Source organism: Pseudomonas sp. LBUM1644, assembly GCF_059716195.1.
Window position 1 is genome coordinate 2,100,583 of sequence record NZ_CP166812.1, and the last position, 14,460, is coordinate 2,115,042.

Genomic DNA, 14,460 nt, shown 5'->3' on the forward strand with positions numbered 1-14,460 from the left:
GAAACAAGCTGATGAGGAACCGTCTGATGGCCGGCAAAACGCTTTACGACAAGCTTTGGGATTCGCATGAAGTGAAACGGCGCGACGATGGGTCGTCGCTGATCTATATCGACCGCCACATCATCCATGAAGTGACTTCGCCCCAAGCTTTCGAAGGCCTGCGTTTGGCCGGGCGCAAGCCTTGGCGCGTCGATTCGATCATCGCCACGCCGGATCACAACGTGCCGACCACGCCGGATCGCAAGGGCGGCATCGAAGCGATTACTGACCAGGTCTCGCGGTTGCAGGTTCAAACCCTCGATGATTACTGCGACGAATATGGCATCACTGAATTCAAGATGAATGACGTGCGTCAGGGCATCGTTCACGTGATCGGCCCGGAGCAGGGCGCTACCCTGCCGGGCATGACCGTGGTCTGCGGTGACTCGCACACCTCGACTCACGGCGCGTTTGGCGCATTGGCCCATGGCATCGGGACTTCCGAGGTCGAACACGTGTTCGCCACGCAGTGCCTGGTCGCCAAGAAAATGAAGAACATGCGGGTGTCGGTCGAAGGCAAATTGCCGTTCGGCGTGACCGCCAAGGACATCGTGCTGGCGGTCATCGGCAAGATCGGCACTGCCGGCGGTAATGGCCACGCCATCGAGTTCGCCGGCAGCGCCATTCGTGACTTGTCCGTCGAAGGCCGCATGACCATCTGCAACATGTCCATTGAGGCTGGCGCTCGTGTCGGCCTGGTGGCTGCCGACGAAAAAACCGTGGCTTACGTCAAGGGCCGTCCATTCGCCCCGAAAGGCGCGGATTGGGACCTGGCGGTCGAAGCCTGGAAAGACCTGGTCTCTGACGCGGATGCCGTGTTCGACACCGTGGTTGAACTCGATGCCACTCAGATCAAGCCGCAAGTCAGCTGGGGCACGTCGCCCGAGATGGTCCTGGCGGTTGATCAGAACGTGCCGGACCCGGCGAAGGAAATGGACCTGGTCAAGCGCGGTTCCATCGAGCGCGCCCTCAAATACATGGGGTTGACCGCCAATCAGGCGATCACCGACATTCAACTGGACCGTGTATTTATCGGCTCCTGCACTAACTCGCGGATCGAAGACTTGCGCGCTGCGGCCGTCATTGCCAAGGGTCGCAAAGTGGCTTCGACCATCAAGCAGGCCATCGTGGTGCCGGGCTCGGGCTTGGTGAAGGCGCAAGCCGAAGCCGAAGGCCTGGACAAGATTTTCCTCGAAGCCGGTTTCGAGTGGCGTGAACCGGGTTGCTCGATGTGCCTGGCGATGAACCCGGACCGTTTGGAGTCGGGCGAGCATTGCGCGTCGACCTCCAACCGCAACTTCGAAGGCCGTCAAGGCGCCGGTGGCCGTACGCACCTGGTCAGCCCGGCCATGGCCGCGGCGGCTGCCGTCAACGGTCGTTTTATCGACGTTCGCGAACTGATCTGAGGAACCGCACATGAGAGCTTTTACCCAACACACCGGTTTGGTTGCGCCATTGGACCGTGCCAACGTCGACACCGACCAGATCATTCCGAAGCAGTTCTTGAAGTCGATCAAGCGCACCGGTTTTGGCCCGAACCTGTTTGACGAGTGGCGCTACCTTGACGTGGGCTACGCCTACCAGGACAACTCCAAGCGTCCGTTGAACAAGGACTTCGTCCTCAACGCCGAGCGTTATCAAGGCGCCAGCGTGCTGCTGGCCCGCGAGAACTTCGGTTGCGGCTCCAGCCGCGAGCACGCGCCGTGGGCACTGGAAGAATACGGTTTCCGCAGCATCATCGCGCCGAGCTATGCCGACATCTTCTACAACAACAGCTTCAAGAACGGCTTGCTGCCGATCATCCTGAGCGATGCTGAAGTGGATGAACTGTTCCAGCAGGTTGAAGCGAACCCGGGCTACGAGTTGAAGGTCGACTTGCAAGCCCAGACCGTGACCCGACCTGATGGCAAGACCTACAGCTTCGAACTGGATGAGTTTCGCAAGCATTGCCTGGTCAACGGCCTCGACGATATTGGTCTGACATTGATGGACCACGAGGCGATTGCGACGTTTGAAGCCAAACATCGTGCGAGCCAGCCTTGGTTGTTTCGCGACGTTTGATGTTTTGAGGTGACCTCGAAAAGATCGCAGCCTTCGGCAGCTCCTACATGGAGCGGCGTACACCTGTAGGAGCTGCCGAAGGCTGCGATCTTTTGATCTTAAAACCTGCAACCCAACAGGAAGTCCCCATGACCAACACCGCCCACAGCCAAGTCGTACAAAAGCAATTCGGTGAACAGGCCTCGGCCTACCTGAGCAGCGCCGTTCACGCTCAAGGCACCGAATTCGCGCTGCTACAGGCTGAACTGGCCGGGCAGGGCGATAGTCGGGTGCTGGACCTGGGCTGCGGCGCTGGCCACGTAAGTTTTCACGTCGCCTCGCTGGTCAAGGAAGTGGTGGCCTACGACCTGTCCCAGCAAATGCTCGACGTGGTCGCCGGTGCAGCTGTCGATCGGGGCTTGAGCAATGTGTCCACGGTCCTCGGTGCCGCTGAACGCCTGCCATTTGCCGATGGCGAGTTCGATTTCGTCTTCAGCCGTTATTCGGCGCACCATTGGAGCGATCTCGGTCTGGCCCTGCGTGAAGTTCGCCGGGTATTGAAGCCGGGCGGTGTGGCAGCGTTCATCGATGTGTTGTCACCGGGCATTCCGCTGTTCGACACTTACCTGCAAAGCGTCGAAGTGCTGCGCGATACCAGTCATGTGCGCGATTATTCGGCCGGCGAGTGGATGCGCCAGGTCAGCGAAGCGGGGCTGCATACCCGCAGCACCACGCGTCAACGGCTGCGTCTGGAATACGGCTCCTGGGTCGAGCGCATGCGCACGCCAGACGTCATGCGCGCGGCAATCCGCGAGTTGCAGCAGTCGATGGGCAATGAAGTACGCGAATATTTTGAAATTGAGGCCGATGGTTCGTTCAGCACTGATGTGCTGGTGTTGATGGCCGAACGATAGAATTTTTCCGGGTGGGCCTGTGGGCGCACCGACTGATGACATGAGGAAAGCATGAGCAAGCAGATTCTGATTCTCCCAGGCGACGGTATTGGCCCGGAAATCATGGCCGAAGCGGTCAAGGTGCTGGAACTGGCCAGCGACAAGTACAGCCTGGGCTTCGAGTTGAGCCACGATGTGATCGGTGGCGCGGCCATCGACAAGCATGGCGTGCCGCTGGCTGACGAAACCCTGGAACGCGCCCGCGCCGCCGACGCTGTGCTGCTGGGCGCCGTGGGCGGTCCGAAATGGGACGCCATCGAGCGTGACATCCGCCCTGAGCGCGGTCTGCTGAAGATTCGTGCGCAACTGGGCCTGTTCGGTAACCTGCGCCCGGCGATCCTGTACCCGCAACTGGCCGAAGCTTCCAGCCTGAAACCTGAAATCGTTGCCGGCCTGGACATCCTGATCGTTCGCGAACTGACCGGCGGCATCTACTTCGGCGCGCCACGCGGTACCCGCACCCTGGAAAACGGCGAGCGTCAGTCCTACGACACCCTGCCGTACAGCGAAAGCGAAATCCGTCGCATCGCCCGTGTCGGTTTCGACATGGCGATGGTGCGCGGCAAGAAGCTGTGCTCAGTGGACAAGGCCAACGTCCTGGCTTCCAGCCAACTGTGGCGTGAAATCGTTGAGGAAGTGGCCAAGGATTACCCGGAAGTCGAATTGAGCCACATGTACGTCGACAACGCCGCCATGCAGCTGGTGCGCGCACCGAAGCAATTCGACGTGATCGTGACCGACAACATGTTTGGTGACATTCTTTCCGACCAGGCGTCGATGCTCACCGGTTCCATCGGCATGCTGCCGTCGGCGTCGCTGGATACCAACAACAAGGGCATGTACGAGCCTTGCCACGGTTCGGCGCCGGACATCGCAGGCAAAGGCATTGCCAACCCGTTGGCGACCATTTTGTCGGTGTCGATGATGCTGCGTTACAGCTTCAACCTGCAGGACGCGGCCGATGCGATCGAGAAGGCCGTTAGTCTGGTATTGGACCAAGGCCTGCGCACGGGCGACATCTGGTCGGCCGGTTGCACTAAAGTCGGTACGCAGGAAATGGGTGACGCAGTAGTCGCCGCGCTGCGGAATCTGTAATCTCTCGGGCCCGCTGCCACTTTCAACTTCGAAGGCAGCGGCCCACTTTTTAAAGAAGGTGTAGTTGCGATGAAACGTGTAGGTCTGATCGGTTGGCGCGGTATGGTCGGTTCCGTGCTCATGCAGCGGATGCTGGAAGAGCAGGATTTCGATCTTATCGAGCCGGTGTTTTTCACCACTTCCAATGTCGGTGGCCAAGGCCCGTCCGTGGGCAAGGACATTGCTCCGCTCAAGGACGCTTACAGCATTGAAGAGCTGAAAACCCTCGACGTGATTCTGACCTGCCAGGGTGGCGACTACACCAGCGAAGTGTTTCCGAAACTGCGTGAAGCCGGCTGGCAAGGTTACTGGATCGACGCTGCTTCCAGCCTGCGCATGCAGGATGACGCAGTGATCGTGCTGGACCCGGTGAACCGCAAGGTCATCGACCAGCAGCTCGACGCGGGCACCAAGAACTACATCGGCGGCAACTGCACCGTCAGCCTGATGCTGATGGGCCTTGGCGGTCTGTTTGAAGCCGGTCTGGTCGAGTGGATGAGCGCCATGACGTATCAGGCAGCCTCCGGTGCCGGCGCGCAGAACATGCGTGAACTGATCAAGCAAATGGGCGCGACCCACGCCGCTGTCGCCGATCAACTGGCCGACCCGGCCAGCGCGATCCTCGACATCGACCGTCGTGTCGCCGAAGCGATGCGCAGTGATGCGTACCCGACCGAAAACTTCGGCGTACCGCTGGCCGGCAGCCTGATCCCGTGGATCGACAAGGAACTGCCGAACGGTCAGAGCCGCGAAGAGTGGAAGGCCCAGGCCGAGACCAACAAGATCCTCGGCCGTTTCAAGAGCCCGATCCCGGTCGACGGCATCTGCGTGCGCATCGGCGCCATGCGTTGCCACAGCCAGGCGCTGACCATCAAACTGAACAAAGACGTGCCGATCGCCGACATCGAAGGGCTGATCAGCCAGCACAACCCTTGGGTCAAACTGGTACCGAACAACCGTGACATCAGCATCCAGGAGCTGAGCCCGACCAAGGTTACCGGCACCCTGAATGTCCCGGTTGGCCGTCTGCGCAAGCTGAACATGGGCTCGCAGTTCGTCGGCGCGTTCACCGTCGGCGACCAGCTGCTGTGGGGCGCGGCCGAGCCGCTGCGTCGCATGCTGCGGATCCTGCTTGAGCGTTGATCGATTGAAGCAATGAAAAAACCCGCACCTTGAAAGAGGCGCGGGTTTTTTTTATGGAAGTTGTATCGCCGGGTAGTGCCTCTTCGCGGGCAAGCCTCGCTCCTACAGGGTGTGCGGTTGTTCTCAATTTTCGCGCCGACACAAAATCTGTAGGAGCGAGGCTTGCCCGCGAAGAGGCCGGTATGGACATCGCAAATCCCCGGTAGAAATTGCCTGCATCCCAACCACCCGGTAAAGTGCCGCTCCCCCCGTTTCGCCAGAGGTAGAACCATGAGCCAGTCCTTTGATATTGCCGTGATCGGCGCCACCGGTACTGTCGGCGAAACGCTGGTGCAGATTCTCGAAGAACGCGACTTCCCGGTCGGCAACCTGCACCTCTTGGCCAGCAGCGAATCCGCCGGGCATTCGGTACCGTTTCGCGGCAAGAACGTGCGCGTGCGGGAAGTCGATGAGTTCGACTTCAGCAAAGTCCAGCTGGTATTTTTTGCGGCCGGCCCGGCAGTCACCTTGAGTTTCGCCTCGCGGGCCACGGCCGCCGGTTGCTCGCTGATCGACTTGTCTGGTGCGCTGCCCGCCAATCAGGCGCCGCAAGTGGTGCCGGAAGCCAACGCTCACGTTTTGGCGGGTCTGAAAAAGCCTTTCCAGGTCAGCAGTCCCAGCCCGTCGGCCACCACATTGGCAGTGGTGCTGGCGCCGTTGCTCGGCCTGCTCGACCTGCAACGCATCAATCTGACCGCCAGCCTGGCGGTCTCTGCCCAGGGGCGCGAAGCCGTCAAAGAGCTGGCCCGCCAAACCGCCGAACTGCTCAATGTGCGTCCACTGGAGCCAACATTCTTCGACCGGCAGATGGCTTTCAACCTGTTGGCGCAAGTCGGCAAGCCCGATGATCAAGGTCATACGCTGCTGGAAAAACGCCTGGTGCGCGAGCTGCGCCAGGTCATGGCGTTGCCTTCTTTGAAGATTTCCGTGACTTGCATTCAAGCCCCGGTGTTTTTTGGCGATAGCTTTAGCGTGACCTTGCAATCAGCGAGCGAAATCGACCTGGCGAAAGTCAACGCTGCGCTGGAAGACGCACCGGGTATTGAACTGGTGGAAGCCGGCGATTACCCGACGGCAGTCGGCGACGCGGTAGGGCAGGATGTGGTGTACGTCGGTCGGGTTCGCCATGGTATCGACGACCTGTCGGAACTAAATGTGTGGTTGACGTCAGATAACGTACGCAAAGGCGCGGCGCTCAATGCTGTGCAGGTGGCTGAATTGTTGATAAAAGACCTTGTGTAAAAGATACTTGGCAACAATTTGTCGAATGGTTCTAGCCGAGCGCTATGCTTTGCCGGATTGCTGAAGGCGAGCCACCCGCTGTGGCTTGCGTGGCATGAATGAAATGATCGCGCGCGACGACACTTCGCCGCCGCGCGCAATGCCTTACGGCAGCGGCTATCAACACCTTCTCGCTGGCCGAGGAATGTTCAAACAAAGGATGAGGCTATGGTTCAAGTTCGCAAACTGGTGCTAGCAATTGCGGCCGCCTCGGCGCTGTCCTCCGGTATGGCGCATGCACTCGGGCTCGGGGAACTGACCCTGAAATCGACGCTGAACCAGCCGTTGGTGGCAGAAATCGAGTTGCTCGACGTCAAGGACCTCACCGCTGCCGAAGTGGTGCCGAGCCTGGCTTCGCCCGACGATTTCGCCAAGGCCGGTGTCGACCGCCAGGCGTTTCTCAATGACCTGACCTTTACGCCGGTGCTCAATGCCAGCGGCAAAAGCATCCTGCGAGTGACTTCCAGCAAACCGCTCTCCGAGCCAATGGTGAAATTCCTGGTTCAGGTGATGTGGCCAAACGGTCGTCTGCTCCGCGATTACAGCGTACTGCTCGATCCGTCCAAATTCTCGCCGCAAACCGCTGATGCGGCCGCGCAACCTGCACCGACTCAAACCGTCACCGCGCCAGTCACCGGCGCGACCAAGCCGACCCAATACACCACGACGCCGCGCGATACCTTGTGGGAAATCGCCGCGAAGGCGCGCAATGGCGGCTCGGTTCAACAAACCATGCTGGCCATTCAAGCGCTGAATCCGGATGCCTTTATCGACGGCAACATCAACCGGTTGAAAACCGGTCAGGTGCTGCGTCTGCCGGATCAGGCGCAGAGCACCGGCCTGCCGCAACCGAAAGCCATCGCCGAAGTCGCCGCGCAGAACACTGCGTGGCGCCAGGGGCGTCGCTACGTTGCGAAGCCAGGTACCGGGCAACAACAACTGGATGCCACCAAGCGTGCTCGCGGCGAAGGCCCTTCGTCGCAAGCCGCCAAGGACAAGCTGAGCCTGGTCTCTGCCGAGGCCGGGAAGGGGCGGGGCAAAGGCGCCGCCGGCGACGCCAAGAACCTTGGCAACAAGCTGGCCGTCACTCAGGAAAGCCTCGACACGACCCGTCGTGACAATGCCGAACTGAAAAGCCGCATGACCGATCTGCAAAGTCAGCTGGACAAGCTGCAGCGTCTGATCGAGTTGAAGAACAATCAATTGGCCAAGTTGCAGGCAGAAGGGAGCGCTGCCGCAGCTGCTGCACCTGCACCTGCCGCAGAGGCTCAGCCAGCGGCGCCGATGTCAGCCGAACTGGTGGCCAACCCTGCGGCAACGCCGGCCGAGGTCGCTCCGGCAACTCCAGCCCCAACCCCGGCGGCCGCCGCGCCTGAGGCAACGCCGGCCCCGGTCGAGCCCCCGGTAGAGCCAACCCCCGTCGCCTCCGACGAGCAAAAATACAACGACTTGTTGACCAATCCGTACCTGCTGGGTCTGGCCGGCGGCGGTGCAGTGATTCTGCTGCTGCTGTTGTTGCTGTTGCTGGCGCGTCGCCGCAAAGCCCAGCAAGAAGCCGAGAAGCATCTGCGCATGGCCCGGGCCTTGTCTGAAGAGCAGCCATTCTCCGTCGACCAGGACCTGCCGGACAACAGCTTCGAAGGTCTGGAAATTCCGCCGCCAAGCGTCAAGCTCGCGACCGCGCCAACACCTGCACCAGCGCCTGCGCCGACGCCCGTGCCTGCACCCGCGCCAGTGATTGCTCCGGTTGTGGTCACGCCGCCGATCGCTGCGCCATTGATATCGCCTGCTGCCGAACGTGATGACGATGTGTTGAGCAAGGCGCAGTCGCACATTGCGGCAGGTCGTCTGAATCAGGCGGCTGCGTTGCTGGAAGACGGCATCAAGCAAGAACCGCAACGCAGTGACCTACGCCTGAAACTGATGGAAGTCTACGGCCAGCAGGGCGACCGCGATGCGTTCGTTGCCCAGGAGCGCCAACTGGTCGCCAACGGTGACAACTACGCACAAGTCGAACAGCTGAAAAGCCGCTTCCCGGCCATGGTCCTCGTGGCCGCTGGCGGTATTGCGGCTGCCGCCATCGCCGCTGAACTCGACGCGCAATACGTCAAAGAGCTGTTGCTGGACGAACCGCAAGCGCCGGAACCGGCCTTGGCCGATGCCGATTTTGACAGCACCTTCGATCTGAGCCTGGACGATCTGGAGGCCGCGTCGCCTGCGGTGGTCGCACCGGAGCCAGCGCCAGAAACGGCTGCCGAGCTGGACGAGTTCCCGCAGGACGACGATTTGAGCTTCGAGTCGGTGTTGCAGCAGCAGACCGAAATCAAGGAAAACCTTGATGATCTGTCGGACTTCGATCTGGACATGGACCTCGGTGGCGATGCCTCGCCGGCAACCTTGGCCGAAGACGATTTCCTGTTGAGCCTGGATGACGACCTCAAGGATTTGCCGGCCGCTCAAGCGCCAGCCGTGCCTGAGGTAGCGCTGGGCGATCTGGACCTTCCCGCCGACTTCGATCTGTCGCTCTCCGATGAGATGGACGCGCTTGATGAGCCGGATGCATTCGCGGCCGAACTCGATGACGTCAACGCGGAACTTGATAAATTGTCCTCCAGCATCGGCGAGCCGAGTTTCACGGCGGAAGATGCCTTGGCCTCCGCGGGCGACGAACCGGACTTCGATTTCCTTTCGGGTACCGACGAAGTCGCCACCAAGCTTGATCTGGCCCAGGCCTACATCGACATGGGCGATAACGATGGCGCTCGGGATATCCTCAACGAGGTGGTGACCGAAGGCGATGACGGGCAAAAGAGCGAAGCCAGGGAAATGCTTTCGCGTCTGGCTTGAGTGATCGAAACGGCGTAAACAAAACGGCAGCCCATCAAGGCTGCCATTTTTGTTTCAGTGGCGGTTGAAGATCAAAAGATCGCAGCCTTCGGCAGCTCCTACACAGGCGGCGATCTTTTGATCTTCAACCAACCACCTCTGGCATCCCGGTCCGGCGGCCTTATAATGCCTGCCTTTGCGGTCATCAGCAGGCTGTCACCCCTTGGCAAATATAGATAACCCAGTCGCCGAAATGGCGGCCGACGGCTTTTACCGGATCGCACTGGGCGTTGAATACAAAGGCTCGCGTTATCGCGGCTGGCAGCGCCAGGCCTCCGGTGTGCTCACGGTGCAGGAAACCCTGGAAAAGGCTTTGTCCAAAGTCGCCGACTCACCTGTGTCGTTGCTGTGTGCCGGGCGTACTGACGCCGGCGTGCATGCCTGTGGACAGGTGGTGCATTTCGACACGCAGGTCGAGCGGTCGATGAAAGCCTGGGTCATGGGCGCGAACATCAATTTGCCCCACGACGTCAGCGTCAGCTGGGCCAAGGTCATGCCGGCGCATTTCCATGCGCGTTTCAAGGCCATTGCCCGGCGTTATCGCTACGTGATCTACAACGATCAGATCCGCCCGGCGCACCTGAACGAAGAAATCACCTGGAACCACCGTCCGCTGGACGTCGAACGCATGGCCGAGGCCGCGCAGTATCTGGTCGGTACCCATGACTTCAGCGCTTTCCGCGCCGGCCAGTGCCAGGCCAAGTCGCCGATCAAGGAGCTGCATCACCTGCGCGTCACCCGCCACGGCAAGATGATCGTGCTGGACATCCGCGCGAGCGCGTTCCTGCACCATATGGTGCGCAACATCGCTGGCGTGCTGATGACCATCGGTACCGGCGAGCGCCCGGTGGAATGGATGAAGGAAGTGCTGGAAAGCCGTATTCGCCGTTCCGGCGGGGTAACGGCGCATCCGTTCGGCCTGTACCTGGTGCAGGTCGAGTACCGCGACGAGTTTGAATTGCCCGAGCGTTACATCGGTCCACACTTCCTGACCGGTTTCACCGAACTTGACGGCTGACGCCCTCGAACGCATTTGTTACCATCCGGGACTTTCTCGGATTTGCCTTGGGGTTCTATCGACATGTCGGCCGTTCGCAGCAAGATTTGTGGGATTACCCGCATAGAAGATGCGTTGGCGGCGGTCGAGGCCGGGGCCGATGCCATCGGGTTCGTGTTCTACGCCAAAAGCCCGCGGGCCGTGACGTTCCAGCAGGCGCGTTCGATCATCAAGGCGCTGCCGCCGTTCGTGACGACCGTGGGGCTGTTCGTCAATGCCAGCCGCTGCGAATTGGGGGAAATCCTCGACGCGGTGCCGCTGGATCTGTTGCAGTTCCATGGCGACGAAACCGCAGACGACTGCGAAGGCTGGCACCGGCCGTACATCAAGGCGCTGCGGGTCAAGGCCGGGGATGACATTGCGGCGGCATGCAATGCCTTTCCGAGCGCCAGCGGTATTCTGCTCGACGCGTACGTCGAAGGTGTCCCGGGCGGAACTGGTGAAGCGTTCGACTGGTCTCTGATACCGCAAGGCTTGAGCAAACCGATCATCCTGGCGGGCGGCTTGACCCCGGATAACGTCGCCGAGGCGATTGCCCGGGTTAAACCCTACGCCGTCGATGTCAGTGGCGGGGTAGAGGCGAGCAAGGGCATCAAGGACCACGCAAAGATTCAGGCATTCATCAACGCAGTACGCGGTTGATGTGACGGCTGGCACACTGCCGCCGTCCATAACTGCACTTGCATAAAGCAGGCATGGCTGAGGGTTTTTGGGTCGTACGCAGGTCGCGTTTAGCTGATCCGGCAACCCACCAATCATCGCCGCACACATGAATTTAGCTCAAGGGCATACGCGGGGCTGCGAACCAGAGCGTTCGGGCCGCCGGTACTGGAGAAAGAAAGCATGAGCAACTGGTTAGTAGACAAACTGATCCCTTCGATCATGCGTTCCGAGGTCAAGAAGAGCTCGGTGCCTGAAGGTCTGTGGCACAAATGCCCGTCTTGCGAGGCTGTGCTGTATCGTCCGGAGCTGGAAAAGACCCTGGACGTTTGCCCCAAGTGCAACCACCACATGCGTATTGGCGCCCGTGCCCGTATCGACATCTTTCTCGACGCTGAAGGCCGTGCCGAACTGGGCGCCGAGCTGGAGCCGGTTGACCGTCTGAAATTCCGTGACGGCAAGAAGTACAAGGATCGCCTGACCGCTGCGCAAAAGCAGACGGGCGAAAAAGACGCACTGATCTCCATGAGCGGTACCTTGCTGGGCATGCCGGTGGTGGTGTCGGCGTTCGAATTTTCCTTCATGGGCGGTTCGATGGGCGCCATCGTTGGCGAGCGTTTTGTCCGCGCTGCCAACTACGCGCTGGAAAACAAATGCCCGATGATCTGCTTCGCCGCTTCCGGTGGTGCGCGGATGCAGGAAGCCCTGATCTCCCTGATGCAAATGGCCAAGACCTCTGCGGTGCTGGCGCGTCTGCGGGAAGAAGGTATTCCGTTCATTTCCGTGCTGACCGATCCGGTCTATGGTGGCGTTTCCGCCAGCCTGGCCATGCTGGGCGACGTGATTGTCGGCGAGCCGAAAGCCCTGATCGGCTTTGCCGGTCCGCGCGTGATCGAGCAGACCGTGCGTGAAAAACTGCCGGAAGGCTTCCAGCGCAGCGAATTCCTGTTGGAGCATGGTGCAATAGACATGATCGTTCACCGTCAGGAGCTGCGTCCGCGCCTGGGCAATCTGTTGGCACAAATGATGGGTCTGCCGACGCCGAAATTCGTTGCCGCGCCAATCGAACCTATCGTGGTTCCACCGGTGCCTGCCAACATATGACCGAACGTACCCTTGGCGAGTGGCTCGCCTACCTTGAGCAGTTGCACCCTTCGGCCATCGACATGGGGCTGGAGCGCTCGCAACAGGTAGCGTCCCGCATGGGACTGGGCAAGCCGGCGCCTCGGGTGATTACGGTCACCGGCACTAACGGCAAAGGTTCTACCTGTGCATTCGTGGCGTCGTTGCTGCGGGCACAGGGCCTGAGCGTGGGTGTCTACAATTCTCCGCACCTGCTGCGTTACAACGAGCGGGTGCAGGTCAACGGCGTAGAAGCGACTGACGCCGAGCTGTGCGAAGCCTTTGCCGCGCTCGAGGCGGGGCGTGGCGACACTTCCCTGACGTACTTCGAAATGGGCACCTTGGCGGCGTTCTGGCTGTTTCAGCAGGCGGGGCTCGACGCTGTGGTGCTGGAAGTCGGGTTGGGCGGGCGTCTGGATACAGTCAACGTGGTAGATGCCGACATGGCGCTGGTGACCAGCATTGGCGTTGATCACGCCGATTACCTGGGCGATACCCGCGAATCCGTGGCCTTTGAGAAAGCCGGCATCTTCCGTCAGGGCGCTCCTGCGCTGTGTGGTGACCTGAATCCTCCGCAACCTCTGCTGGACAAGGCGCGCGAGCTGGCCTGCCCGTTTTTCCTGCGTGGCCGCGACTTTGACCTCGGTATTACCGATCACAACTGGCAATGGCGCGGCCTGGACGCTCAGGGGCGTGTGGTCGAGTTAAATGACCTGCCGTTGCTTGATCTGCCGATGGAAAACGCGGCGCTGGCGCTGCAGGCTTATTTGTTGCTCGGTTTGCCTTGGGTGGATGCGCAGATTATTGAGGCCCTGAAAGCGACGCGGGTGGTCGGTCGGCTTGATCGACGTCAATTCGACTGGCAGGGCAAGCGCATTAATCTGTTGCTGGATGTGGGGCATAACCCACATGCGGCAGAGTATCTGGCGCGCCGCCTGGCCAGTCGACCGCCGGCCGGGAAACGTCTAGCCGTGTTCGGGTTGCTGGCGGACAAGGATCTGGATGGTGTTGTTGGCGAATTGAGTGCTAGTGTCCAGCACTGGGCTGTCGCGCCGCTGGATTCACCGCGGGCGCGCCCGGTTGCCGATTTGCAGCTTGCATTGCAGGCGCTTGGCGCTTCGGTAACGTCCTATGTCAGCGTGGCAGCAGCCCTGGAAGGGCAGTGCGCGCTGGCGACGAGCGACGACGAAATTCTGTTGTTCGGATCATTTTATTGTGTCGCCGAGGCCCTCGAATGGCTGTCTCGGCGCTCCACGGAGGAAGCGGCAAATGGCATTGCTGGATAAGGCATACAAGCAGCGCATGGTGGGCGCCCTGGTTCTGGTGGCGCTGGCAGTGATTTTCCTGCCGATGCTGTTTTCCCGTCAGGATGAACAACGTCAGGTGATGGTTGATGCTCCGGCTGCGCCACAAGCGCCTTCGGTGCCGCAGGTGCAGGTCGAGCCGGTGGTCGTGCCGGAGCCGCAAGTACTGCCTCAAGAGCCAGTGCCGAGTGATGACGAAATCGCTCAGCAAGAAGCGCCGTCGAAGCCGATTGCACCTGCCGCCCCGGTAGCACCAGCGCCGGCTGCCAAACCGGTCGCTCCGGCTCCTGCGCTGGCGGCGAAGCCTGCAACGGCACCGTCTCAGCCGATCACCGCCGCACCGGGCAAGCCAGACACGACTCAGAGCCGCATCGATGCCAACGGACTGTCGGTCAGTTGGTCGGTGCAACTGGCCAGCCTGTCGAGCCGTGCCAGTGCCGAAAGCCTGCAGAAAACCTTGCGCAGCCAGGGTTACAACGCTTATATCCGCACCGCCGATGGCAAGAATCGGGTATTTGTCGGCCCGCTGATCGAGCGTGCTGAAGCCGATCGCCTGCGTGACTTGCTCAGCCGCCAGCAGAACCTCAAAGGGTTTGTGGTGCGCTTCCAGCCTGAACGCGGCTAACACGGTCTTAGTAGCAGCTGCCGAGCCCGCGAGGCTGCGTCCGGCGGCGATGCCGTCGTAAATCGGCTCGCACAGTATCCCTGATGCACTGCGGGGCCTGATTTTACGACTGCTGCGCAGCCGGACGCAGGCTTCGCCAGCTGCTACAGGTCCGGGTTAGCTTTGAACTATCACACC

Annotated in this window: 12 protein-coding genes; all 12 read left to right on the forward strand. The window is 60.7% G+C overall.

From position 1 onward, the window contains the following. Nucleotides 1-26: 26 nt before the first annotated feature. The 12 genes from leuC (at nt 27) to ACA052_RS09500 (ending at nt 14,283) form a co-directional block, all read left to right on the forward strand. Nucleotides 27-1,445, forward strand: coding sequence for a 3-isopropylmalate dehydratase large subunit (gene leuC, locus ACA052_RS09445; protein ID WP_497650286.1), 1,419 nt, complete (start codon nt 27-29; stop codon nt 1,443-1,445). Nucleotides 1,446-1,455: 10 nt separating this feature from the next. Then, nucleotides 1,456-2,100 (forward strand): 3-isopropylmalate dehydratase small subunit, encoded by a 645-nt coding sequence (leuD, locus tag ACA052_RS09450; RefSeq protein ID WP_497649419.1) that lies wholly within the window; start codon nt 1,456-1,458, stop codon nt 2,098-2,100. A 128-nt stretch (nt 2,101-2,228) separates the two neighbouring features. Then, nucleotides 2,229-2,993 carry a class I SAM-dependent methyltransferase gene (locus ACA052_RS09455; protein ID WP_497649420.1) on the forward strand — a complete coding sequence of 255 codons (765 nt, stop codon included), beginning with the start codon at nt 2,229-2,231 and terminating at the stop codon, nt 2,991-2,993. 51 nt (nt 2,994-3,044) lie between these two features. Then, nucleotides 3,045-4,127 (forward strand): 3-isopropylmalate dehydrogenase, encoded by a 1,083-nt coding sequence (gene leuB / locus ACA052_RS09460; protein WP_497649421.1) that lies wholly within the window; start codon nt 3,045-3,047, stop codon nt 4,125-4,127. 69 nt (nt 4,128-4,196) lie between these two features. Then, nucleotides 4,197-5,309: an aspartate-semialdehyde dehydrogenase gene (gene asd, locus ACA052_RS09465; RefSeq protein WP_218436248.1), complete on the forward strand. Its 1,113-nt coding sequence runs from the start codon at nt 4,197-4,199 to the stop codon at nt 5,307-5,309. A 270-nt stretch (nt 5,310-5,579) separates the two neighbouring features. Further along, nucleotides 5,580-6,590, forward strand: coding sequence for an aspartate-semialdehyde dehydrogenase (locus tag ACA052_RS09470; RefSeq protein WP_497649422.1), 1,011 nt, complete (start codon nt 5,580-5,582; stop codon nt 6,588-6,590). 207 nt (nt 6,591-6,797) lie between these two features. After that, the gene (locus ACA052_RS09475; RefSeq protein WP_497649423.1) at nt 6,798-9,476 is read left to right on the forward strand and encodes a FimV/HubP family polar landmark protein; all 2,679 of its coding nucleotides are present in this window, start codon (nt 6,798-6,800) and stop codon (nt 9,474-9,476) included. A 232-nt stretch (nt 9,477-9,708) separates the two neighbouring features. Then, nucleotides 9,709-10,533: a tRNA pseudouridine(38-40) synthase TruA gene (gene truA, locus ACA052_RS09480; protein ID WP_497650287.1), complete on the forward strand. Its 825-nt coding sequence runs from the start codon at nt 9,709-9,711 to the stop codon at nt 10,531-10,533. Nucleotides 10,534-10,596: 63 nt separating this feature from the next. Next, nucleotides 10,597-11,214, forward strand: a complete 618-nt coding sequence (locus ACA052_RS09485; protein ID WP_497649424.1) for a phosphoribosylanthranilate isomerase — start codon at nt 10,597-10,599, stop codon at nt 11,212-11,214. A gap of 201 nt (nt 11,215-11,415) precedes the next feature. Next, on the forward strand, nt 11,416-12,336 hold the full coding sequence (accD, locus tag ACA052_RS09490; protein WP_497649425.1) for an acetyl-CoA carboxylase, carboxyltransferase subunit beta: 921 nt from the start codon (nt 11,416-11,418) through the stop codon (nt 12,334-12,336). After that, nucleotides 12,333-13,640: a bifunctional tetrahydrofolate synthase/dihydrofolate synthase gene (gene folC / locus ACA052_RS09495; RefSeq protein WP_497649426.1), complete on the forward strand. Its 1,308-nt coding sequence runs from the start codon at nt 12,333-12,335 to the stop codon at nt 13,638-13,640. The genes accD and folC overlap by 4 nt, the downstream gene beginning before the upstream one ends. After that, nucleotides 13,624-14,283 (forward strand): SPOR domain-containing protein, encoded by a 660-nt coding sequence (locus tag ACA052_RS09500; RefSeq protein WP_497649427.1) that lies wholly within the window; start codon nt 13,624-13,626, stop codon nt 14,281-14,283. Before folC ends, ACA052_RS09500 begins: the two co-directional genes overlap by 17 nt. Nucleotides 14,284-14,460: the final 177 nt, after the last annotated feature.

What these genes read in the sequence shown, in the direction of transcription:
- ACA052_RS09455 (WP_497649420.1), top strand. Translation starts at nt 2,229, where the DNA reads ATGACCAACACCGCCCACAGCCAAGTCGTACAAAAGCAATTCGGTGAA.
- ACA052_RS09500 (WP_497649427.1), top strand. Translation starts at nt 13,624, where the DNA reads ATGGCATTGCTGGATAAGGCATACAAGCAGCGCATGGTGGGCGCCCTG.
- accD (WP_497649425.1), top strand. Translation starts at nt 11,416, where the DNA reads ATGAGCAACTGGTTAGTAGACAAACTGATCCCTTCGATCATGCGTTCC.
- ACA052_RS09485 (WP_497649424.1), top strand. Translation starts at nt 10,597, where the DNA reads ATGTCGGCCGTTCGCAGCAAGATTTGTGGGATTACCCGCATAGAAGAT.
- leuC (WP_497650286.1), top strand. Translation starts at nt 27, where the DNA reads ATGGCCGGCAAAACGCTTTACGACAAGCTTTGGGATTCGCATGAAGTG.
- leuD (WP_497649419.1), top strand. Translation starts at nt 1,456, where the DNA reads ATGAGAGCTTTTACCCAACACACCGGTTTGGTTGCGCCATTGGACCGT.
- asd (WP_218436248.1), top strand. Translation starts at nt 4,197, where the DNA reads ATGAAACGTGTAGGTCTGATCGGTTGGCGCGGTATGGTCGGTTCCGTG.
- truA (WP_497650287.1), top strand. Translation starts at nt 9,709, where the DNA reads ATGGCGGCCGACGGCTTTTACCGGATCGCACTGGGCGTTGAATACAAA.
- ACA052_RS09475 (WP_497649423.1), top strand. Translation starts at nt 6,798, where the DNA reads ATGGTTCAAGTTCGCAAACTGGTGCTAGCAATTGCGGCCGCCTCGGCG.
- leuB (WP_497649421.1), top strand. Translation starts at nt 3,045, where the DNA reads ATGAGCAAGCAGATTCTGATTCTCCCAGGCGACGGTATTGGCCCGGAA.
- ACA052_RS09470 (WP_497649422.1), top strand. Translation starts at nt 5,580, where the DNA reads ATGAGCCAGTCCTTTGATATTGCCGTGATCGGCGCCACCGGTACTGTC.
- folC (WP_497649426.1), top strand. Translation starts at nt 12,333, where the DNA reads ATGACCGAACGTACCCTTGGCGAGTGGCTCGCCTACCTTGAGCAGTTG.